Below are 22,233 nucleotides of genomic sequence, written 5' to 3'. Positions count from 1 at the left end.
AAATGAGTACGTTTGACGTATTGACCGGCCTGGCGGACCGCGCCGCCTTCCGCGAAGGTTTGCGTTCCGCCCTCCAGCGCTCCCTGCGTGCCCACGCGCAGGTGGGGTTGGTGCTGATCGACCTGGATGGCTTTCAGACGGTCAATGACCTGCACGGCCAGGACAATGGCGACGCGCTGCTGCGCGAAATCGGCCGCCGCCTGCAGCACCTGGCGCGCGCCGGCGAACTGGTGGCGCGGCTCGGCGCGGACGAATTCGCCATTATCTGCGAGCAGGTGACGGCGCCGGCCACGCTGGCGGCGCTGGCCGAACGCATCCAGCTGGCGGTGCAGGCGCCGCTCGCCATCGGCGGCGATAGCGCCGCAGTCACCGCCAGCATCGGTCTGGCGACGGCTGGCGATGCCGCCGACGAGGACGGCGACCTGCTGCTGCGCTTTGCCGCAGCGGCGGTGCAGGCGGCGCGTGCGGCCGGCGGCAATGGCTGGCAATTCTTCGACCCGCAAATGCATCAACGCGCCTTGCAGCGCATGGATCTGGCGCACCGCCTGCACCTGGCGCTGGAGCGCGACGAGCTGGCGCCGCGCTTCCAGCCGATTGTCGACGCCGGCAGTGGCCGCATCGTCGGCGCCGAGCTGCTGCTGCGCTGGTTCCCGCAGCAGGGCGAGGTGTCGCCGGTGGAATTCATTCCGATTGCCGAGGCCAGCGGCGCCATCATTCCGATCGGCGCGTGGGTGTTCCGCCAGGCCTGCCTGGCCGAGCGCGACTGGTACCGGCGCTGGGGCGCGGCGGCGCCGTATGTGTCGGTCAACGTTTCGGTGCGGCAGCTGGACGATCCGGCGCTGGCGGACGTGTTTGCCGCCATCCTGGCCGATACCGGCGCCGACCCGCGCCGCCTGCTGGTGGAAATCACCGAGAGCATGCTGATGGTCGAGATCGACGCCAAGCTGCGCGTGCTGGGTCGCTTTGCCGAGCTGGGCCTGCGGCTGGCGATGGACGATTTCGGCACCGGCTATTCGTCGCTGGCGCAGCTGGCGCGCCTGCCGGTGGACGTGCTGAAGATCGACCGCTCCTTCATCAAGGATATTGCCGAGAGCGGCGAGAGCCGGGCGGTGGTGGAGGCGGTGGTCGGCCTCGGCCGCGCGCTCGGCCTCAAACTGGTGGCTGAAGGGGTGGAGACGGCGGCCCAGCAGCTGGAGCTGTGCGGCTACGGCTGCGACCTGATCCAGGGCTATTATTTCTACCGGCCGATGCCGGCCGGCGAACTGGTGGCGGCGTTCGAGCGGCAGGCGCTCAATGTCGAGCCGGCCAAGGATACCGGGCTGTACTTCCTGCTGTACGTCAGCGAGGCGGTGGCGCCGCTGTCGACCGCGCAGCTGGATCAGCTGCTCGAGCGCACCCGCGTCAACAACGCCCGCGCCGGCCTGACCGGCTGCCTGCTGTACGAGAACGAACGTTTCATGCAGATGCTGGAAGGCGAGCACGGGAAGGTGATGGAGACCTTCGAGCGCATCCGCACCAGCGGCCTGCACGACAATGTGCGGGTGGTGATCCACCAGCGCGCCAAGCGCCGCGTGTTCACCCACTGGAGCATGCTGCTACCGGACGATGCGGCGGCGCGCCGCCACGGCCCGGATTTTCGCGGCCGCCAGGTGCAGCCGATGCGCTTTGACGCCATCGCCGGCGATGCCCAGGTCTGCTACGCCTTCATCACCGCCTATGTGCCGGATGTAAAACACTAGCCGCGTAAGCCTGGTCTTACGCCGACGCAGCACGCGCCCCGATGCCGGCGGCAGGCTGGACGCCACATAATGCGGTGATTAGCATATCGGGAGCGTTAACGATGAACATGAAGCCAGCAGTCGTGGTGCACGGCGGCGCCGGCGCCGGGGCGGAGCTCAGCGATGGCTGCCAGCGGGCCGCCGACGCGGCCCTGCGCCAGCTGGCGGACGGCGATACCGCGCTGGCGGCGGCGATTGCCGCCGTGCTGGTGCTGGAAGACGACGACCGCTTCAATGCCGGCACCGGCTCCGCGCTAGGGCTGGACGGCGAGACCGTCGAAATGGATGCCGCGCTGATGGACACGCATGGCACGCTGGCCGCCGTGGCGGCGCTGCGTTCGGTCAAAAATCCCATTCTGGTGGCGCGCGACGTGGCGCGCACGCCGCATTATCTGCTGGTGGGCGAAGGCGCGCAGCGCTTTGCCCGGCTGATGGGCCATGGGCCGCACGATGTGATCCCCGATACCGCGCGCCGCAAGCACGCGGCGCTGCTGGCCAAAATGGCGGCCGGACAGCGGCCGATGGCCGGCGTCGACAACGGCGAGTTCGCCCGTTTCTGGAACTACGACAGCGTGCCGACCGTCGCCGGCAGCCAGGGCTGCGACACGGTCGGCGCGGTGGTGCGCGACGCCAACGGCCATTTTGCCGTGGCCGGCTCGACCGGCGGTTCGGCGCCATCGCTGCTGGGGCGGGTGGGCGACACGCCACTGGTCGGCTGCGGCTTCTACGCCGGGCCGGCCGGTGCGGTGGCCGCCACCGGGATTGGCGAGTACATCATTCGCACCATGCTGGCGCTGCGGGTATATCACTGGATCGAAGACGGCATGGACTTGCACGACGCGCTGCGCAAGGGCATCGGGCTGGTGCCGCCCGATGCCAATACCGGCCTGATCGCCGTCAGCCAGACCCAGTCCGGCTGGCATGCCAACGCCAGCACGCCCACCGCCGAACGCTAATCCCGCTTCACGGGCAACTGCCGATCACATAGTAGCCGGCGCTGGTCTGCGCCAGCGTGGTGGTGATGAACACGTTGTACAGCCCCATGTTCTGGTTGGAGCCTTTGGCCAGCGCATAGCCAAGGCTATACACGGCCCGGCCGGCCGTGACGTGCGCGTAGTTGCTGGCGGTAGTGGTGGTGCACGCGTAGCCGGACTGCGTGGTGGTCGCCGTGACGCTGGCCGATGCTGCGCCCGCAGCCCCAGCCGTCGTCAACGCCCTGACGGCGTAGCTGTAGGTCGCGCCGGACGCCAGGCCGCTGTCGGTATATGTGGTCGTGCTGACCGGCGCGGCGTTGACTTTGGCGCCGCCACGGTAGACGTCGTAAGCGGCGGCGCCGGCCGTGCCGTTCCACGCCAGCGTGACGGCGGTGGTGGTCACGCCGGTGACTTGCAGGCCGGTTGGCGCGGGCAGGGCATCGCCGCCGCCACTGGTCCCGGCCGCCACGCGGTCGACCATGGCCTTGATGGCCGCCATCTGACGGCCGCTTTTCTTCGCATAATTGGCATCGTCATAACCCCACCAGTCCCAGCAGCCATTGGGATTGCCGCCGCTGCTGGGTGTCGTCTGCGGATACAGCAATACGATGTTGTTGGTGTCGGCCCAGCGGTTGTAGCCAGTGTTGCGGTAATACTTGTCCTGGATCCTGGTCGGGTCTTGCTGGCAGCCGTGCAGTACCACGTGCACCTTGCACTGCTGGCCGGCGCCGCAACTGGCCGGCACGTAGGCCCATCCGCTGGTCGCCATGCCGTGGCTGGCCGGGCTGGCGATGAACTCGGCCTGGTTAAATTCGATAAAGCTGCCGCCCAGCGTACCGGTGTTGCGGGCATTCAGCGGGCCGTAGATCCATTTCAGGATCTCGCCGGCCAGGTCGAAGTTGCAGTTGTTGATGTAGGGGCTGGCCTTGACGCTGCAGCCGCTGCCGAAATCGTCGGTCACCATGGCGTGTTCTGACGCCAGGTTGTTTTTGTAGAAGATGTTGGCGCTGTTGATGTAGTGCTGGTAGTAGGTCTTGGCCTCGTTCATCACCAGTTGCTTGACGGTGCTGTCGATGCTGCCCGAATACAGGTAGACGCGCGAGGCGGCGAGGTTGCTGGTGGCGTCAATGCTGCCTTGGCTGGCCCAGCTGTCTGTGGTGCTGATCAGCGTGCTGGTGGCCGGCTTGCTGGCGCTGGTGGCGGCCATGCAGGGGCCGGTCGCCGTCAGCACGGAACCTTGCGCACAGTCGAACGGGCCGCCGGCGACAATGCCGGCGCCGGCGCGGAAGGTGGCGGAATACGCGACATGCAATTGCACCGCCATGAAGCCGCCGGACGACAGCCCGGAGACCGAGCTCAGCGCGGGGTCGATATTGTACGAGGGTAGTGACACCGGCGCCGCCGACGCATTGAACGCGGCCCCGGTGAGTATGCAAAGAAGGATCTGTCGGATACGGAACTGCCTGACGAAAGTAGCCATATTGAAGTCTCCTGTTATCGGTTTTGAGCGCGCCGGTGAGCGCGGGAAGGTGATGGTAATAGCAAACTTACGGCGTGGCGCGGGGCTGGTATTTCTACTGTCTCGCCCACGCAAATGGCTGACCCGCCGGGGCACGGTGCGTCCGCGTACAGTGCCTGAACCCGTCCATCGGCTATGCTTCGACTATCACCTTTTAATGGACTGCCCATGTCTTCCGACTTTGACGGCTACGTCCGCGTGCGCGGCGCGCGTGAACATAATTTACAAAATGTGGATGTCGACATCCCGCGCAATGCGCTGGTGGTGTTTACCGGCGTGTCCGGCTCGGGCAAGTCGTCGCTGGCGTTCGGCACGCTGTATGCGGAGGCGCAGCGGCGTTATCTGGAATCGGTGTCGCCGTATGCGCGGCGGCTGTTTCACCAGATGCCGGTGCCGGAAGTGGACGCCATCGACGGCCTGCCGCCGGCAGTAGCCTTGCAGCAGCAGCGCGGCACGCCGACCACGCGCTCGTCGGTGGGCAGCGTCAGCACCTTGTCGAATTCGCTGCGCATGCTGTATTCGCGCGCCGGCGATTATCCGGCCGGGCAGGAGCTGCTGTATGCGGAATCGTTCTCGCCGAACACGCCGCAGGGCGCCTGTCCGCAATGCCATGGCCTGGGCCGCGTCTACGAGGCCACCGAAAAATCGATGGTGCCGGATGATAGCCTGACGATCCGCGAACGCGCCGTCGCCGCGTGGCCGACGGCCTGGCACGGCCAGAACCTGCGCGATATTCTGGTCACGCTGGGCTACGATGTCGACACGCCGTGGCGCGAGTTGCCGAAGAAAGTGCGCGACTGGATTCTGTTCACCGACGAGCAGCCGACCGTGCCGGTGTACGCCGGCCTGACGCCTGCCGAGACCAAACGCGCGCTCAAGCGCAAGGAAACGCCGAGCTATCAGGGCACCTTTACCGGCGCGCGCAAGTATGTGTTGCAGACCTTTGCCGGCACCGAGAGCGCGCTGATGAAGAAGCGTGTGGCGCAGTATCTGGTCAGCATGGCCTGCCCGACCTGCGAGGGCAAGCGGTTGCGACAGGAAGCGCTGTCCGTCACGTTTGCCGGGCACGACATCACGGAGATTTCACGGCTGTCGCTGCGCCAGCTGGCGCAGTTGTTGCAGCCGTACGCGGCCGGCAAGCCACCGGCGCGCAAGAGAAAGCAATCGCCAGAGAAGGTGGTCGTGACGCAGCGCATTTCCGCCGACCTGCTGGCGCGGCTGGAAGTGATGCTGGATCTGGGTCTTGGTTATCTGAATCTGGAACGCGGCACGCCGACCTTGTCGCCGGGCGAATTGCAGCGGTTGCGGCTGGCCACGCAGGTGCGCTCCAGCCTGTTCGGCGTGGTGTATGTGCTGGACGAGCCGTCGGCCGGCCTGCATCCGGCCGATACCGAAGCGCTGCTGCGCGCGCTGGACCGGTTGAAGGCGGCCGGCAATTCGCTGTTCGTGGTCGAGCATGCGCTGGATGTGATCCGCCATGCCGACTGGATTATCGATGTCGGCCCGAAGGCGGGGCAGCACGGCGGCAAGGTGCTGTACAGCGGCAAGCCCGGCGGGCTGAAAGCGGTGAAGGAGTCGCGTACCGCGCATTACCTGTTCGGCGCGGCTGAGCGGACCACTCGTGAGCCGCGCCAGCCGAACGGCTGGCTGCAACTGCGCGGCGTGGTGCGCAACAACCTGCAAGGGCTGGACGCAGATTTCCCGCTGGGCGTGCTGGCGACCGTCAGCGGCGTGTCCGGCTCTGGCAAGTCCAGCCTGGTCAGCCAGGCGCTGATCCAGCTGGTGCAGGCCAAGCTGGGCCAGCCGGTGGCCGCCGAGCCGGTCGAATCGAGCGAGGAACTGCTGGACGCGGCCGAGCCAGGCGAGTTGAGAGGCCATATCGCCGGCGGCATGGAGCAGCTGCGGCGGCTGGTGCAGGTCGACCAGAAACCGATCGGCCGCACGCCGCGCTCCAATCTCGCCACCTATACCGGCTTGTTCGACCACGTGCGCAAGCTGTTCGCCGGCACCCGTGCGGCCAAGGCCAAGCATTATGACGCCGGGCGCTTCTCGTTCAACGTCGCCAAGGGCCGCTGCCCGCATTGCTCCGGCGAGGGCTTTGTGATGGTTGAATTGCTGTTCCTGCCCAGCGTCTATGCGCCGTGCCCGGAATGCGATGGTGCACGCTACAACCCGCAAACGTTGGCGGTGCGCTATCGTGACCACAATATCGCCGAGGTGCTGGCGTTGACGGTGGATGCGGCGTGGGAATTCTTCGAGGATGTGCCGCCGCTGCGCCACGCGCTCGACGTGCTGCGCGCCGTCGGCCTCGGTTATCTGCGGCTGGGGCAGCCCGCCACCGAACTGTCAGGGGGCGAGGCGCAGCGCATCAAGCTGGCGACCGAACTGCAACGCGCCAGCCGGGGCGACACCCTGTACGTGCTGGACGAGCCGACCACCGGCCTGCATCCGTCCGACATCGACCTGTTGCTGGCGCAACTGCACAAGCTGGTGGATGCCGGCAACAGCGTGATCGTGGTCGAACACAATGTGCAGGTGCTGGCCGATAGCGACTGGCTGATCGATGTCGGTCCCGGCGCGGGTGAGGAGGGCGGCCGCATTGTGGCCAGTGGTCCACCGGCCGAGGTGGCGCGCAACAAGGCCAGCCGCACCGCGCCGTATTTGCGCGCGGTGCTCGGTTAAGGCTGCTCCGCGAACAGATTGGCCTGCAGGAAGTCGATGAAGGTGCGCAATTTGGGCACCGGATGTTTGCCGGACGGCCACACCAGGTGGAACGGTCCGGGCTGCTCCACGCAGTTGGGCAGGATGTGCACCAGTCGGCCCTCCAGCAAATGCTGCCGGATCGCGAAGTCGGGCAGGCAGGCGATGCCGACACCGGCCAGCGCAAAGTGAATGCGCGCCTCCAGGTTGTTGCACACCACCGAGCGCGGCAACGCGAAGTCGGGTGCCAGGCCGGCCGCCGCCAGCGGCCAGGTCTGCATCTTGCCGGTGTTGGGATAGCGGAACTGGATGCAGTCGTGGCGTGCCAGGTCGGCGGCGCTGTGCGGCGTTGGATGGCGCGCCAGATAGGCCGGCGCGGCCACCAGCATCATCCGGTACGCGCCGAGATAGCGCGCGGTCAGCCGCGAGTCCGGCGCCTCGCCGCTGCGGATCACGGCGTCGAAGCCCTCATCGATGATGTCGACCTGGCGGTCGGTGAAGTCGAGCTCGAGTTCAATCTCGGGGAACGCCAGCTTGAATCGCGCCAGCGCCGTCAAAAACGGTTCGCCGATCAACGGCAGGCTGATACGCAGTCGGCCGCGCGCGCCCTGCTGGCGTTGCGCCAGCTCGTGGCGGGCCGCTTCCACTTCCGTCAAAATGCGGCGGCTGCGTTCCAGCAGCAGCGCGCCCTCGGAGGTCAGCCGGATGCTGCGCGTGCTGCGGTGGAACAGCCGGGCGCCCAGGTCCGCCTCCAGCGCGCCGATGCGCTTGCCGACCGCCGAGGCCGACACGCCCAGCAGGCGGCCGGCCGCCACCAGACTGCGGGTTTCCGCCACGTGTACGAATACTTGCAAGGCGCTGATGCTGTCCATCGCCGGCCCTCTCCTTGTGATTGCGGAGTTTTGTTTCCGTAAAGGGTGGAACTATACCCTACTTACTCCGGGGCGAGCGCTGGCCTACCATCGCGGTTCTTTCTTCAAACCGAGGTGACAGATGGACACGTTTCAACAATGGGAATTGCCCGGCGCGGGCCTGGCGCGACTGGCGCAGCGCACGCTGCCGTTGCCGGCGCCGCAGGCCGGCGAGATCCTGATCCGCACCGAAGCGGTGGCGCTCAACTACCGGGATGCCGAAATCGCCGAGCACGGCATGGGCTACGCGCTGAGTTATCCGCACACGCCCGCTTCCGACCTGGCCGGCCGGGTGGTGGCGGTGGGGCCGGGCGTGACCCGGTTTGCTGTCGGCCAGCGGGTGCTGTCGGCCTTCATTCCCGGCTGGATCGACGGCGCGCCGCTGCCGTGGTCGCAGGCGCCTAGCCGCGGCGCGCCGTTGCCGGGCGTGCTGGCGCAATATGTGGCCGGCCCGGCGGACGGCTACGTCAGCGCGCCGTCCGCGCTGAGCGCGGTCGAGGCCAGCACGCTGCCGGTGGCGGGCCTGACCGCCTGGATGGCGCTGGTCGAGCAGGGCCGGCTGCACGCCGGGCAGACGGTGGTGGTGCAGGGCACCGGCGGCGTGTCGCTGTTCGCGCTGCAGCTGGCGGTGGCGCACGGCGCCAATGTCATTGTGGTCAGCGGCAGCGATGACAAGCTGGCGCGGGCGCTGGCGCTGGGCGCGCGCCACGGCATCAATCGCCGGCAGATGCCCGACTGGCAGCGGCAGGTGCTGGCGCTGACTGCCGGCCGCGGCGCCGACCACATTCTCGAGATGGCCGGCGGCGACAACGTCGAGCGCTCGTTGCAGGCGGTCGCGCAGGGTGGGCGGATTTCCCTGATCGGCTTGCTGGAAGCCGACCGTTTCACGCTGCCGGTCGTGCCGCTGATCGGCAGTCGCGCCTCGATCACCGGCATCGCCGTCGGTTCGCGCCGGGCACTGGAGGATCTGGTGCGGACGGTCGACCTGCTCGACATCCGGCCGGTGATCGAGGCGGTCTATCCGTTTGAACACGCGCCGCAAGCGTTTGCGCACCTGCAGCGCGGCGCGTTCGGCAAGGTGGTGATCGAGGCCGGCACCTAGGCGCGCTTCAGCGTTCGCTCTGCTGGCTTTGCCAGCCGCCGCCCAACGCCTGGAACAGGGCCACGGTATCGGCGTAGCGGTTGGCCCGGGCCTGGATCATGGCGATGCTCCAGCTGTTGTGGGCGGCCTGTTCGGCGGTGGCGGCGCGCAGCGATTGGGCGTCGGCGTCGATCGCGTGCAGGGTGTCGGCCACGTTCTGGAACGCGGTCAGCACCGTGCTGCGGTACTGGGGAGCGGCCTGGTCGTAGCTGGCTTCGGCGGCGCGTTGCGCGTGAAGGCCGTCTCGGTACGCTGGCGTACAGCTTGCCCGATGGCCGTATCGCACACTGTCTTTTTTGGGAGGATAGTGGATGAAACACGGAGAGCAGGGTCACGCGGCGGGCGGTTGGGGATCGGTCAAGGAAGTCAGCAACGCATTGCTGCACGAGCATGTGCTGGTTGAGGGCAGCAAGCTGCTGCTGCACCAGAACAAGACGGATGGTTTTGCCTGCGTCAGCTGTGCCTGGGCCAAGCCGGCCAATCCGCATCCGTTTGAGTTTTGCGAGAGCGGCGCCAAGGCCACTGCGTGGGAAGTCACCAGCAAGCGTTGCGCGCCGGATTTCTTCGCCAGGCATACGGTCAGCGAATTGCTGGACTGGAGCGACTGCGCGCTGGAGTCGGTCGGCCGCCTGACCACGCCGCTGCGATGGGACGCCGCCAGCGACCGCTATGTGCCGGTCGACTGGGAAACGGCGTTTGCCGAGATCGGCCGCGAGCTGCGCGCGGTGCCGGCGGCGCAGCGCAAGGGCGTGGTGTTTTACGCGTCCGGCCGGGCCTCGCTGGAAACCTCGTATATGTATCAGTTGCTGGCGCGCATGTACGGCAATAACAACCTGCCGGACAGTTCGAATATGTGCCACGAGAGCACTTCGGTGGCGCTGCCCAAGACCATCGGCGTGCCGATCGGCACCGTGTCGCTGGACGATTTCGAGCAAACCGACTGTATTTTCTTCTTCGGCCAGAACGTCGGCACCAACAGCCCGCGCATGCTGCACCAGTTGCAGGAAGCGCGCCGGCGCGGCGTGCCAATCATCACCTTCAATCCGTTGAAGGAAGCAGGGCTGCTGAATTTTTCCAATCCGCAGTCGCCGCTGGAGATGCTGACGCCTGCCGAAACCACCATCAGCACGCAATATCTGCAAGTGCGCGCGGGCGGCGATATCGGCGCGCTGCTGGGCCTGTGCAAGGCGCTGATCGAGGCGGATGACGCGGCGCAAGCGGCCGGTGCGGCGCGCGTGCTGGACGTGGATTTCCTGGCCGAGCACACCGCCGGACTGGACGCCTTTGTGGCGGAGGTGCGAGCCACCAGCTGGCAGCACATCGAAGCCGAGTCCGGACTGGCGCAGGCGGATCTGGTTGCGGCGGCGGCCACCTATGCGGCGGCCGACAAGGTGATCGGCATCTATGGCATGGGCCTGACCCAGCACCGGCACGGCGTGCTGAATGTGCAGATGGTGTCCAATTTCCTGCTGCTGCGCGGGAATATCGGCAAGCCAGGCGCCGGCATCTGCCCGGTGCGTGGGCATTCCAATGTGCAGGGCCAGCGCACAGTCGGCATCACGGAAAAGCCGGAACTGGCGCCGCTGGACAAGCTGAAGGAGCTGTACCATTTCGAGCCGCCGCGCGACAAAGGCCTGAATACGGTGGAAGCCTGCGAAGGCGTACTGGACGGATCGGTCAGCGCCTTCATCGGCCTGGGCGGCAATTTCCTGCGCGCGATCCCCGATACGGTGCGCATGGAGGCGGCCTGGTCGCGGCTGCGGCTGACGGTGCAGGTGTCGACCAAGCTGAATCGCAGTCATCTGGTGCATGGCGCGGTCGCGTATATCCTGCCGTGCCTGGGGCGCATCGAGATCGACCGCCAGGCCGGCGGCGAACAGGCGATGGCGGTGGAGGACAGCACCGGCTGCATGCACGGGTCCAAGGGCCGCGCCGAGCCGGCCGGCGAGTTGCTGCGCTCGGAGGCGGCCATCGTCGCCGGGCTGGCGCGCGCCACGCTGGACGCCAATCCAGCCGTGCCCTGGCAGGACTGGGTGGACGACTACAGCCGCGTACGCGATGCGATTGCGCGGACCTTCCCCGATATCTTCCACGACTTCAACCAGCGCATGTGGACGCCGGGCGGTTTCCGCCGTCCGGTGCCGGCCGCGCACCGGCAATGGAAGACGCCGAACGGCAAGGCGAATTTCATCGTGCCGAAGACGATGGAGGCCGACCCGGATCAGGCTGCGCCGCAGGCTGATGTGCTGCGCCTGTTCACGGTGCGCAGCGACAGCCAGTTCAACACCACGGTCTACAACGAGGATGACCGCTTCCGCGGCATCAAGGGCGGGCGCAAGGTGTTGCTGATGAATGCCGGCGATCTGGCCCGGCTGGGGCTGGCGGAAGACCAACTGGTCCAGGCGCATGCGGTGACGTCGGATGGCATCGCCCGCAGCGTCGATGGCTTGCGGCTGGTGGCCTACGACGTGCCGGCCGGCTGCGTGGCTGGCTATTACCCGGAGTGCAATCCGTTGATGGCGCTGTCGCACCACGCGCTGGAAAGCAAGGTGCCGGCCGCCAAGTCGATCGCGATCCGGCTCACGCCCGCCTAGCGTTGGCCGTAATAGGCAGCCAGCTCGGTGATCTCCGCATCGGTCAGCTGGCGCGCCATATTGCGCATCTGCTGGTTGAGGTCGTTATGCCGGCTGCCGTCGCGGAAGGCGTGCAGCTGGTTGCGGATGTAGACTTCCGGCTCGCCCTCCAGCACCGGCGCCACGTTTTGCTGCGCCATCCCGCCATGGCAACTGGCGCAGGCGCCGATGTTGCGCATCGGTGCGCCATTGCTTACCAGTTGCGGCGCCGCGCGCGTGCTGCTCAGCGGCGTGCGCTCTTGCGGCAGATATGCGTAGTAGGCCGCCAGGTCGCGCATGTCCTGGTCGCTCAGCGGCGCCGCCATCGGCTGCATGATGGCGCTCAGGCGGTGGCCCGCCTTGTAATCGCGCAGCTGCTTGTAGATGGCCGCTTCGATCTGTCCCGCCAGATTGGGCGTGTTGGCCTGGCTGACGCCGCGTATCCCATGGCACATGGTGCAGCGCATGGCCAGCGTGGCGCCGCGCCCGATCGATTCGGCATTCGCCGGCCGCATCATGCTGGCGCTGACGATGACGTCGCTCGGCCGCGCCGCCGCGTCGTTGCCCAGCGCGCCGGCACGCGGGGCGCCCGGCACGCCGGCGGCGCGGCAGATGGCGTCCCACAGCGAGATGGACTGGTCGTTGTTGGCCAGCGGCACCCAGATGAAGCCGGCCGCCGCCGCCAGCACCGCCAGCAACAGCACGGCGCCGACGCTGTAGCGCGTCCAGCGGTTTCCTGGCGAGAGAACAGAAGGTTCGGTCATGGCATCACCTGATCGGAACGGCTGGTACCGCGGTATTGGGGGTGTTGATCAGCTGCGCAATCGGGAAGCCGTAGTTGATGACGCTCAGGCCGATCATCAACGCCAGCCACAGGGTGAAGCCGTTCAGCGCGGCCGGAATGCGCGCTGCCGCCTGCACCGGCGCGCTGAAGCGGAAGGGCGGCAGCGGCTGCACCGCACCTTGATGGCCACGGAACAGAATCCACAGGAACAGCAGTCCGGACGCCAGCAGCAGCAAGCCGCCGCTGAAGGTGATGATGACCGACAGCGACAGCGGCGCCAGGTCGGGATTGCTGTAATCGTAGTACGCCATGCGGCGCGGCATGCCGAGGATGCCGACCCAGTGCCACGGCAAGGTCAGCACCATCATGCCGATAAACCACAGCCACAGCTGGATGCGCATCAGCGGCCAGACGTCCAGCGCGCGGCCGGTCAGGTGCGGCCACAGGTCGTAAGCCAGCGCAAAGTACATGATGACGATGGCGCCGCCGAAGATCAGGTGGAAGTGGCCGGTGATCCATTGGGTGTTGTGGATGGCGAAGTCGAGCTGGTAGCTCATGTTGATCAGGCCGCCTGCGCCACCGAAGCCGAGCATGATGAACGACAGCGCCAACGCCAGCATCAGCGGATTTTTCCACGGCAGCCTGGCGATCCACGCGAACTTGCCGGTGCCGCCGCGCAGCCGGCCGGCGATTTCGACCGAGGCGCAGATGGTAAAGATGGTCAGCAGGGTCGGCACCGACACCATGCCGGTAAACACCGCGTGCAGGAACTTGACGCCGCTGCCGACCTGCGGGTCCTGGAATAAATGGTGGACGCCGATCGGCATCGAAAACACCAGAAACAGGATGAAGGAGATGCGCGCCATGGCGTCGCTGTACAGCCGGCCGCCGATGGCGCGCGGCACCAGCGTGTAGAAGGCGATGTAGGCCGGCATCAGCCAGAAGTAAACGATGGCGTGCAAAGTCCACGAAAAGAACACCCGCGCCAGGCCGGCGTCGATGGTGGTCTTGAAGCCGGCCGCCACCGGCAGGATCAGGAACAGGATTTCGATGGCGGCGCCGACCGAAGTCCAGGCCCACAGGTAGGCGCCGGCGTTGTTGGCGAACATCGCCAGCGGCACGGTTTCGCCCGGATGGGCGCGGCGCCAGGCGCGCAGGTTGATCGCCATCAGCGCCACCCACACCCACGAGCCGACCACCACCAGCACCACGCCGAGGTAGTAGAACACGCTGCCGATCAGTGGCGGGTAGAACGTGTACAGCACCGAGGCCTTGCCCAGCGCCACTGGGACCATCGCCGTCACGGTGCCCAGCACCACCAGCGCGTAGCCGGTCCAGGCCCAGCGCAGGCCGATCAGCGCCTGCTTCAGCGCCAGTTCGACGATGGCGTAGCCGAAGCCCATCGCCACCAGCGTCGGGAACACATAGCCCATGGCCGAGCCGTGCGCGGTCACCGAGCGGTAGTACAGTTCGGGATCGCCGATCCACTGGCTCAGCGGGCTGCGGATGTACATCTGCCACTCGCCCAGGCACAGCGCCAGGAAGAAGGCGAGGAACGCCAGCCAGAAGTGGGCCAGCACCAGCCGCCGGTTAGGAACGTTCAGCACAGCTCAGCCTCCTTTGTTGTTGCGCCAGCCGCGCCCAGGTGGCCTTGTCGACCACCTTGACATGGGCCCACATGGCGGCGTGGCCGACGCCGCAGAATTCGTGGCACGGCATGGTGTGCTCGCCTGGCTGCTGGAAGCGGGCGTGGAAGGTGGAGACGTAGCCCGGCACCAGGTTGACGTTGACGTTGGTGCCGGTGACACTGAAGCCGTGCACCACGTCGGCGCTGGTGGCGCGGATGACGATGGGGGTGTCGGCCGGCACCAGCACGCACTGCGGCGTGAACGAATACTGGCTGCCGATCAGGCGCACGGTGATGCTGCCGTCGGCTTCGCTGGCGCTACCGAGGTTGGCCTCGACGAATTCGCCGGCCAGGTGCAGCGTGCCGGGATTGACGGTTTCCATGCGCTGCGGCGGCATGGTGATCCAGTGCAGGCTCATGTAGGCCATCATGCCGAGCAGCAGGGCGATGATGGCGGCTACGATCCATACCCAGCGCGCTTCGGCGCGTTCGGCGGCATGTTCGGCGGCGCTCATCTAGGCCCCTCCGCGCGCGACGAACACCAGGAAGTAAAAGGCGAACCAGATGGCCAGCACGATGGAGGTCGCCACCCCCGCCAGCGCAAACGCGCCGCCCGGTCCTTGTGCGACGATGGCCTCCACGCGCTGCTGGACGGCGGCGTCGTCGGCGGGCGTACCCGGTTCCTCGATCATGGGCTTCTCCTATTCGAGCAGCGCGCTGCGCAGCTGGTTGACTTGCTGCGGCGTCACCGGTGTGGCGGCGTTGCCCCAGGCGTTGCGGATGTAGGTCGCCACGGCGGCCACTTCGGCGTCGTTCAGTTCCTGCGCGAACGGCGGCATGCCGTACGGCGTCGGGTTCTTGCGGGTGCCGGGCGGGTAGCCGCCGTTGAGAATCATGCGCACCGGGTTGACCGAGGAACTCATCAGGATCGACTGGTTGGCCGCCAGCGGCGGGAAGTGCGGCGGCATGCCACGGCCATCGGCCACGTGGCAAACGGCGCAGCGGGCTTCGTAGATGCGCTGGCCTTCGGCAAACTGCTGCGATACTTCGTTGGTCAGCGGTGGCGGCGCCGGAGCCGGTGGATCGTCGCTCGGCAGGCTTTTCAGGTAGACCGCCATGGCGCGCACGTCGGCGTCGTTCAGGTATTGCAGGCTGTTGAAGGTGACCTCGGCCATCGGACCGTAGACGGTGCCGCGGTGCGAGACGCCGGTTTGCAGCAGATCCATGATGTCCTGCAAGGCCCAGTTGCCGAGGCCGGCCTCGCGGTTGGAGGTCAGCGACGGCGCGTACCAGTTCTGCATCGGGATCAGGCCGCCCTGGAAGGCCTTGGCTTCGGCCGAGCCGCCCAGCGCGTTGATCGGCGAGTGGCACATGGCGCAATGGCCCAAGCCTTGTACCAGATAGGCGCCGCGGTTCCATTCGACCGATTGCTGCGGCTCGGGCTTGTATTCGCCTTGCTGGAAATACAGCGTACGCCAGCCGATCAGCAGGCTGCGGTTGTTGTAGGGGAAGCGCAGCTCGTGCTCGCGGTTGGCGCGCTTGATTGGCGGCACCGACATCAGGTAGGCGAAGATGGCGTCCGAGTCGTCGCGCGTGACCTTGGTGTAGGAGGCGAACGGCATGGCCGGATACAGCAGCTTGCCGTCCGGCGAGCGGCCGGTGTGCAGCATGCTGTAGAAATCGGCCGGGGTCCATTTGCCGATGCCGGTTTCCTGGTCCGGCGTGATGTTGGGCGCATACAGGTTGCCGAACGGCGTGGGCATGGCGCGGTTGCCGGAGAAGATGGCCTGGCCGGGAATGGTGTGGCAGGCGATGCAGTCGCCGGCCTGGGCCAGGTATTTGCCGCGTTCGACCTGCGCGCTGCTGATGGTGGTGGCGGGCGACGACGGCGTGCGTTGCAGTAGCCACCAGACGCCGCCGACGAACAGCACGGCGAGCAGCAGCAGGACCAGCAGAACGCGCTTCATGGATGGCCTCCCGGCGCGGCGGCGGCTTGCTGGCTGCCGCAGGCCAGCGGCAGCTGGGCGGTGTCGGCGGCGACGGGCTTGTCCTGTTGCGGTACCGGCAGCGTGGCCAGGTAGGCGGCGACGGCCGCCACTTCCGGTTCGGACAGGGTGGCGGCGACCATCTGCATGCAATCCGGCGCCACTGCGGTGCGGGTGCCGTAGCGCCAGGCGCCGAGCTGGGCGCTGACGTAGTCGGCGCGCAGGCCGAGCAGACCAGGGATGCCGGGTTCACGCCCGGTCAGCGCGGCGCCGTGACAGGCGGTACAGGCGGGGATTTTTTTATCCGGCAGGCCTTTGGCAACGATCTGCTGTCCCTGGGCGACGGTGGCGGCCGGCGCGTCGGGGGCGGTGACCGGCAGCGGGTCCGGGCTTTGGGCGGCGAAGTAGTCGGCCATCTGCTTCAGGTAGGACGGCGGCAGGTAGGCCAGCAGGTAGTTCATCGGCGCGTAGCGGCGGCGGCCTTCCTGGAAGGCGATCAGCTGGTTGTACAGGTAGCCGGCCGGTTTGCCGGCCAGGCGCGGGAAGTAGACGTTGGCGACGCCCCGGCCCTTGTCGCCGTGGCAGCCGACGCAGGCCAGGGTGCGCGCCTCCATGGTGTCGGGCGCGCGCTGCGTCGGCACGGCCGGCTCGGGCTGGGCATAAACCTGGCCGCCGATCGCGCTGAGTACCAATAAAGCTGTCAAACACCGGGATGGGACCATGCCGTCTCCTCAGGGCTGCTGTACTAGTGGCTTTTTTAGCTAATATCAATGCTACAACTGTTTGCCGGTTGCGTTACATCCTTTCGGTAGCAGCGTTGCGGATTCGTCACAATTATTCGCCTTGCCAACCGCCGCCGAGGGCCTGGTACAGGGCGACGGTGTCGGTGTAGCGGCTGGCCTGGGCCTGGATCAGGGCGATGCTGGCTTGCTGCCAGACCTGGCCGGCCTGTAACACCGGCAAATTGCCGGTCAGGCCGAGTTGCCATTGGCGTTGGGCGATGCTCCAGCTCTTGTGGGCGGCCTGTTCGGCGGCGGCGGCGGCGCGCAGCGATTGGGCGTCGGCGTCGATCGCGTGCAGCGTGTCGGCCACGTTCTGGAACGCGGTCAGCACCGTGCTGCGGTATTGGGCGGCGGCCTGGTCGTAGCTGGCTTCGGCGGCGCGTTGCTGGTGCAGCAGGGCGCCGCCGTGGAACAGCGGTTGCGCCAGGTCGGCGCCGATGCTCCAGAAGCCGCCGCCTGCTTTGAACAGGGTGCCGGCGCTGAGGGCGGAGCTGCCCAGCGTGCCGGTCAGGGCGATGTTGGGCAGGCGCGCGGCGGCGGCGATGCCGATCTGGGCGGAGGCGGCGTGCAGTTGCGCTTCGGCGGCGCGGATGTCGGGGCGCTGTTCGACCAGTTGCGCGGGCAGGCTGAGCGGCAGTTCGGTCGCCAGCGTCAGTTTGCTGAAGTCGAGGCGCTCGGCGCTGCCTTCGCTCGGGTAGCGGCCGGCCAGGGCGGACAGCAGGTTGTGTTGCTGGGCCAGCTGCTTGTGCAGCGGCGGCAGGGTGGCCTCGACTTGCGCCAGTGCGGCTTCCTGGGCGGCGACGTCGGCGGCGCCGAGTTGGCCGGCCTGTTGCTGTTTACGGACTGCGTCCAGTTGCTGGCGCGCCATGGTGGCTTGCTGCTGCATGGCGTCCAGTTGCGCGCGCAGGGCGGCTTCGCCGATGGCGGCGTTGACGATGCTGGTGGTCAGCGTCAGGCGCGCGGCGTCGCGCTGGTAGCGGGCCAGGTCGGTTTGGGCGTCGGCGGCTTCGACCTGGCGGCGGGTGGCGCCGAACACGTCGGGCGTGTAGCCGATGCTCAGTTGCGCGGTGTGCAGCGTGTACAGGTTGGCGCCCGAGGCGGTTGGGCTGGACAGGGTGTCGGCAACGCGCTGGCGGGTTGGTAGCAGGTGCAGGTCGGCGGTCGGCAGGAAAGCGCCGCGTTCGGCGGCGGCCGTTTCGCTGGCGGCGCGCAGGGCGGCGTCGGCGGCTTGCAGGTCGGGATTGGCTTGCAGGGCGGCGGCCACCAGCTGGTTCAGCTGGTCCGAGCCGAAGACAGTCCACCATTGGGCGGAGACGGCCTGGCCTTTGGCGTAGTGCTGCGCCTCGCCACCGGCGACCGGACCCGAGGCGGTGGCGGTTGGCAGCGGCGCGGCGGTATAGCCGGTGACCGTCGGCGCGGCAGGGCGCACGAAGTCCGGACCAGCGGCGCAGCCGGTGGCCAGAACCGCGATCAGCAGGCGCACCGCCACCGCCAGCACGGTCGCGGCTGGGGCGTTAGCGAACGACGCGGCCAGGGCGGTGATGCGCGGCGCTAGCTGCGTACGCGCAATGGCGGCGCGCGCAGCAAGTGCCGCGCCCGCTGCACGGGTGGCAGCGATGGTGCGGGTGGCCACGCGCGCGCGGCTGGCCGCAGGGAACGCGGCCAATGCCGTCGCGGCGATCGCAGCGCCCAGGTGCATGCTCAGGTTTTTCATCATGGTTGCTCTCCTTCTGGCGCGGGCATGGAAGCGATACGGCGCGCTACGCGCTCTTCGATCAGGTAATACAGCGCTGGCAGCAGCACCAGCGTCAGCACGGTGGCGGTGACCAGGCCGCCGACCACCACGGTGGCCAATGGACGCTGGACGTCGCTGCCCAGGCCGTGCGCCAGTGCAGCGGGTACCAGGCCCAGCGCGGCGACGGTGGCGGTGGTCAGCACCGGCCGCACCCGTTCGCGGGCGCCGGTGATGACGGCGCTGCGCAAGTCATCCGGCATCAGATCGCGCCAACGGTTCAGGTTGGCCAGCATCACTACCGCATTCAGCACCGACACGCCAAACAGCGCGATGAAGCCGACCGCCGACGAAACGTTCAAGGTCATGCCGCGCATCTGCAAGGCCACCAGCCCGCCCAGCAGCGACAGCGGCACCGCCAGCAGAATCAGCCCCGGCTGGCGCAAATTGCCGAATTCTGAGAACAGCATCACAAACATCAGCGCCATCACGGCCGGCACGATCACCGCCAGACGCGCCTGTGCACGTTGCTGGTTCTCAAACTGGCCGCCCCAGGTGATCTGGTAGCGCGCGTGGTCGTATGGAATCTCCTTCTGGATACGGCTTTGCGCTTCGGCCAGGAACGACGACAAGTCCCGTCCGCGCAAGTTGGTGCGCACGGTCAGGTGGCGCCGGTTCATCTCGCGCGTGATGGTGGTTTCACCTTCGGCCAGGTGGATGTGCGCCACCTGCGCCAGCGCCACGTGCGCGCCGTTGGCGGCGTTCAGCACCAGGTCGCCGATGGCTTGCGGATCGTTGCGGGTCGGGCCGCTGAAGCGGGCGGCGACGTCGTAGCTGCGGTCGTCCACATACACCTGCGCTACCGGGCTGCCGCCGATGCCGGTCTGGATCAGCGCCATCACGTCGGCCACGTTGATGCCGAGACGGGCCGCAGCGGCGCGGTCGACGTCGATGCGCACCTGCGGCAGCGGCGGTTCCTGGTCGATGATGACGTCGGCCGCGCCGGGCACGGTGCGCAGCAGATGCTCGACCGCACTGGCCAGCTTGCGGGTGGCGTGGAAGTCGTCGCCATACACTTTGACCACCAGGTCGCTGTGGGCGCCGGCCAGCTTGTCCAGCACGCCGTCGATCATCGGCTGCGAGAAGCCGACGTCGGTGCGCGGCAGCTGTTTGTAGCGCGCCGACAGCTTGTCGATCAGGTCCTGCTTGCTCATGCCGGACGGCCACTTGTCGTACGGTTGCAAGGTCACCGCGCATTCGATGTGCGATGGCGTAAACGGGTCGGTGCCTTCGTCGTTGCGGCCCAGTTGCGTGACCACGTGCGCCACCTGCGGTTCCAGCAGCGTGGCGGCGCGCAGCGCGTCGGCCATCTGCGTCGCCTTGGTTAGCGAGATGCCGGGCGGCAGCGTGACTTGCAGCCAGATCGAACCTTCGTCCAGCGACGGCAGGAAGTCGCGGCCGATGGCGCCGCCCACCACGATCACGGCCGCCAGCGTGGCGCCGGCCACCGCCAGCACCAGTTTCGACTTGCCCACCAGCCGGTGCAGCAGCGCCTCGTAGCGCGGCATCAGCCAGCCCAGCACCGGGTTGTGGAAGATCTTGCGCGGCTTGCGGAAGGCCCAGAACGCCAGGCCGGGAATCAGCATCATGGTCATCAGCAGCGCGCCGAGCAGCGCGAAGCCGACCGCGAACGCCATCGGCGAGAACAGCTTGTATTCGATGCGCTGGAAGGCGAAAAGCGGCAGGTAGGCGACCATGATCACCAGCATGCCGAAGCAGGTCGGCTTCATCACTTGCAGCGCGGCTTTCATGGCGTCCTTGGCCGACAGCAGGCCGTCCGGCTGCCGCTCGCGCTGGAGCAGAATGGCTTCCAGCACGAAGATGGCGCCGTCGACGATGATGCCGAAGTCGATCGCGCCCAGCGACAGCAGGTTGGCCGGAATCTTAAAGTGGTGCATCAGGATGAAGGCCACCATCAGCGACACCGGAATCGCCGACGCCGCAATCAGCGCTGCGCGCGGGCTGCCGAGGAACAGCACCATCACCAGCGTCACCAGCACCACCCCTTCGATCAGCGTCTTGCCGACCGTGTGCACGGTGGCGTCGACCAGCGTGCTGCGGTCCATGTACGGCACCACCTTGACGTCTTTTGGCAGCAGGTGGTCGTTCAGGTCCTGCACCGCCTCGTGCACGCCGGCGATCACGCGCGACGGGTTTTCGTTCTTCAGCAGCAGCACGATGCCGGAGACGGTGTCGGAGATTTTGTCCTTGCCCAGCACGCCGTGGCGCTCCTGGTTGCCGAGCGTGACATTGCCGAGGTCCTTGACCAGCACCGGCACGCCGTTCTTCTGCGTGACCACCACATTGCCGAGATCATCCAGGTTGTGGATCAAACCGACGCCGCGCACCACCAGTCCCTGCTGGCCGCGCGTGAGGATGCTGCCGCCGGCGTTGGCGTTGTTGGCGGCGATGGCTTGCGTGATCTGCGCCAGCGACAGGTTGTACTTGGACAGCTTGGCCGGATCGAACTCCAGCAGGAACTGCGTGGTCAGGCCGCCGAAGTTGCCGACATCGACGACGCCGCTGGCCTGTTTCAGGCGCGGGATGACCACCCAGCGCTGCAGTTCGGACAGCGCGCGCAGGTCATGGCTTTTCGATTCCAGCGTGTAGCGGTAGATTTCGCCGATGGGCGAGGTCAGGGCGTCGAGTGACGGCTGCGCGCCATACGGCAGCGTGACGCCGGCGATGCGTTCCTGCAGGCGCTGGCGCGACCAGTAATCCTCGGCGCCGTCCTCGAATACCACGGTGATCAGCGACAGGCCGAAGGTGGACTTGGAGCGCATCACGTGCATGCCGGGCGTACCCATGATTTCGCGTTCCAGCGGAATGGTGATCTGCTGTTCGACCTCCTCGGCAGCCAGGCCGTTGACTTGCGTGACCACTTGCGAGGTGACGTCGGCGATGTCGGGATAGGCTTCCAGCGGCAGCTGGGTCCAGCAGTAGCCGCCGTACAGCGCCACCAGCAGGAAGATCAGTGTGACGATGCCGCGCCGGTTGAAGCACAGGTTAACCAGACGTTCAATCATTGAGCAGCACTCCATCCTTGGTGACGATACGCTCGCCGGTTTTGAGGCCGGCCAGCACTTCGACCTGTTCGCCAATCTGCGCGCCGAGTTTCAGTTCACGCGCTTCAAACTGCCATGGCTTGACTTCGACGAAGGCGCGGCTGGCGAAGCCGCTCTGGATCACGGCCGTCATCGGCACCAGCAGGCCGTTATGCGGACGCGCCAGCAGCGTGGCTTCGGCGAACATGCCGGGCTTCAGGTGGCCGTCGCGGTTGTCGAACGGCAGGCGGACTTTGATGGTGCGGGTGTCGGCGTCCAGCATCTCGCCGATGTAGCGCACCTGGCCGGCCACCGGCTGCGGCCAGGCATCCAGCTTGATGCTGGCCTGCTGGCCGACGTACAGTTGCGGCAGGTCTTTCTCTTGCGCGTTGGCGCTGATAAAGACCTTGGACAGGTCGGCCACGGTCATCAGCGGTGCGGTGGCGTCGTTCCAGAATGCGCCGGCGGCGGCCGACAGCTCGACCACGCGGCCGGCGATCGGCGAGCGCACGACGATGCGGCCGGTGCCGGTGCCAAGGCCGCCGGTGTTGCCACCGGGGACGGCCGAGCCAGCGTGCGCGGCG

16 protein-coding genes and 1 pseudogene are annotated in these 22,233 nt (G+C 67.3%); 5 read left to right on the top strand and 12 right to left on the bottom strand.

The features are described from left to right. Positions 1-2 precede the first annotated feature (2 nt). On the top strand, positions 3-1,739 hold the full coding sequence (locus GTP55_RS15090) for an EAL domain-containing protein (protein WP_161045717.1): 1,737 nt from the start codon (positions 3-5) through the stop codon (positions 1,737-1,739). Between the two features lie 107 nt (positions 1,740-1,846). Further along, positions 1,847-2,734 carry an isoaspartyl peptidase/L-asparaginase gene (locus GTP55_RS15085; RefSeq protein WP_229257943.1) on the top strand — a complete coding sequence of 296 codons (888 nt, stop codon included), beginning with the start codon at positions 1,847-1,849 and terminating at the stop codon, positions 2,732-2,734. A 7-nt stretch (positions 2,735-2,741) separates the two neighbouring features. On the opposite strand, the gene GTP55_RS15080 is transcribed toward GTP55_RS15085, so the two are convergent. Beyond that, positions 2,742-4,232 carry an extracellular catalytic domain type 2 short-chain-length polyhydroxyalkanoate depolymerase gene (locus GTP55_RS15080; protein ID WP_161045715.1) on the bottom strand — a complete coding sequence of 497 codons (1,491 nt, stop codon included), beginning with the start codon at positions 4,230-4,232 and terminating at the stop codon, positions 2,742-2,744. A 207-nt stretch (positions 4,233-4,439) separates the two neighbouring features. On the opposite strand from GTP55_RS15080, the gene GTP55_RS15075 reads away from it, so the two are divergent. Continuing rightward, complete coding sequence (locus GTP55_RS15075; protein ID WP_161045714.1) at positions 4,440-6,953, top strand: excinuclease ABC subunit UvrA; 2,514 nt, start codon at positions 4,440-4,442, stop codon at positions 6,951-6,953. On the opposite strand, the gene GTP55_RS15070 is transcribed toward GTP55_RS15075, so the two are convergent. After that, a complete protein-coding gene (locus GTP55_RS15070; protein ID WP_161045713.1) occupies positions 6,950-7,843 on the bottom strand; it encodes a LysR family transcriptional regulator in 894 nt (297 codons plus the stop codon). The two genes, GTP55_RS15075 and GTP55_RS15070, sit on opposite strands and share 4 nt — an antisense overlap. A gap of 121 nt (positions 7,844-7,964) precedes the next feature. Between GTP55_RS15070 and GTP55_RS15065 the strand changes: the two genes are divergently transcribed. Continuing rightward, positions 7,965-8,984 carry a zinc-dependent alcohol dehydrogenase family protein gene (locus GTP55_RS15065; protein ID WP_161045712.1) on the top strand — a complete coding sequence of 340 codons (1,020 nt, stop codon included), beginning with the start codon at positions 7,965-7,967 and terminating at the stop codon, positions 8,982-8,984. 7 nt (positions 8,985-8,991) lie between these two features. Here GTP55_RS15065 and GTP55_RS15060 read toward each other — a convergent pair. Then, positions 8,992-9,279 (bottom strand): annotated as a pseudogene (locus GTP55_RS15060) (histidine kinase); the annotation flags it as partial. A gap of 55 nt (positions 9,280-9,334) precedes the next feature. Between GTP55_RS15060 and GTP55_RS15055 the strand changes: the two are divergent. Then, complete coding sequence (locus GTP55_RS15055; RefSeq protein ID WP_161045711.1) at positions 9,335-11,617, top strand: FdhF/YdeP family oxidoreductase; 2,283 nt, start codon at positions 9,335-9,337, stop codon at positions 11,615-11,617. Here GTP55_RS15055 and GTP55_RS15050 read toward each other — a convergent pair. The 9 genes from GTP55_RS15050 to GTP55_RS15015 all read right to left on the bottom strand — a co-directional run. Continuing rightward, a complete protein-coding gene (locus GTP55_RS15050) occupies positions 11,614-12,399 on the bottom strand; it encodes a c-type cytochrome (protein WP_161045710.1) in 786 nt (261 codons plus the stop codon). The two genes, GTP55_RS15055 and GTP55_RS15050, sit on opposite strands and share 4 nt — an antisense overlap. A 4-nt stretch (positions 12,400-12,403) precedes the next feature. Next, complete coding sequence (locus GTP55_RS15045) at positions 12,404-14,026, bottom strand: cbb3-type cytochrome c oxidase subunit I (protein WP_161045709.1); 1,623 nt, start codon at positions 14,024-14,026, stop codon at positions 12,404-12,406. Beyond that, entirely contained in the window at positions 14,010-14,561 is a 552-nt protein-coding gene (locus tag GTP55_RS15040) for a cupredoxin domain-containing protein (protein WP_161045708.1), read from the bottom strand. Before GTP55_RS15040 ends, GTP55_RS15045 begins: the two co-directional genes overlap by 17 nt. After that, positions 14,562-14,738 (bottom strand): hypothetical protein, encoded by a 177-nt coding sequence (locus GTP55_RS29590; RefSeq protein ID WP_202423719.1) that lies wholly within the window; start codon positions 14,736-14,738, stop codon positions 14,562-14,564. 9 nt (positions 14,739-14,747) lie between these two features. Then, a complete protein-coding gene (locus tag GTP55_RS15035) occupies positions 14,748-16,013 on the bottom strand; it encodes a c-type cytochrome (RefSeq protein ID WP_161045707.1) in 1,266 nt (421 codons plus the stop codon). Then, positions 16,010-16,753: a c-type cytochrome gene (locus GTP55_RS15030; protein WP_371868358.1), complete on the bottom strand. Its 744-nt coding sequence runs from the start codon at positions 16,751-16,753 to the stop codon at positions 16,010-16,012. Before GTP55_RS15030 ends, GTP55_RS15035 begins: the two co-directional genes overlap by 4 nt. Before the next feature lie 112 nt (positions 16,754-16,865). After that, a complete protein-coding gene (locus GTP55_RS15025; RefSeq protein ID WP_229257942.1) occupies positions 16,866-18,530 on the bottom strand; it encodes an efflux transporter outer membrane subunit in 1,665 nt (554 codons plus the stop codon). Beyond that, positions 18,527-21,631 carry an efflux RND transporter permease subunit gene (locus tag GTP55_RS15020; RefSeq protein ID WP_161045706.1) on the bottom strand — a complete coding sequence of 1,035 codons (3,105 nt, stop codon included), beginning with the start codon at positions 21,629-21,631 and terminating at the stop codon, positions 18,527-18,529. Before GTP55_RS15020 ends, GTP55_RS15025 begins: the two co-directional genes overlap by 4 nt. After that, positions 21,624-22,233 (bottom strand): efflux RND transporter periplasmic adaptor subunit (locus tag GTP55_RS15015; RefSeq protein WP_161045705.1); only part of this gene is annotated, 610 nt, incomplete at its 5' end. The genes GTP55_RS15020 and GTP55_RS15015, both read right to left, overlap by 8 nt.

It is taken from the genome of Duganella margarita (assembly GCF_009857535.1).
Classification (GTDB): domain Bacteria; phylum Pseudomonadota; class Gammaproteobacteria; order Burkholderiales; family Burkholderiaceae_D; genus Rugamonas; species Rugamonas margarita.
The sequence above is the reverse complement of the archived record's forward strand: the minus strand, read 5'-3'. Positions and strand labels throughout refer to the sequence as shown.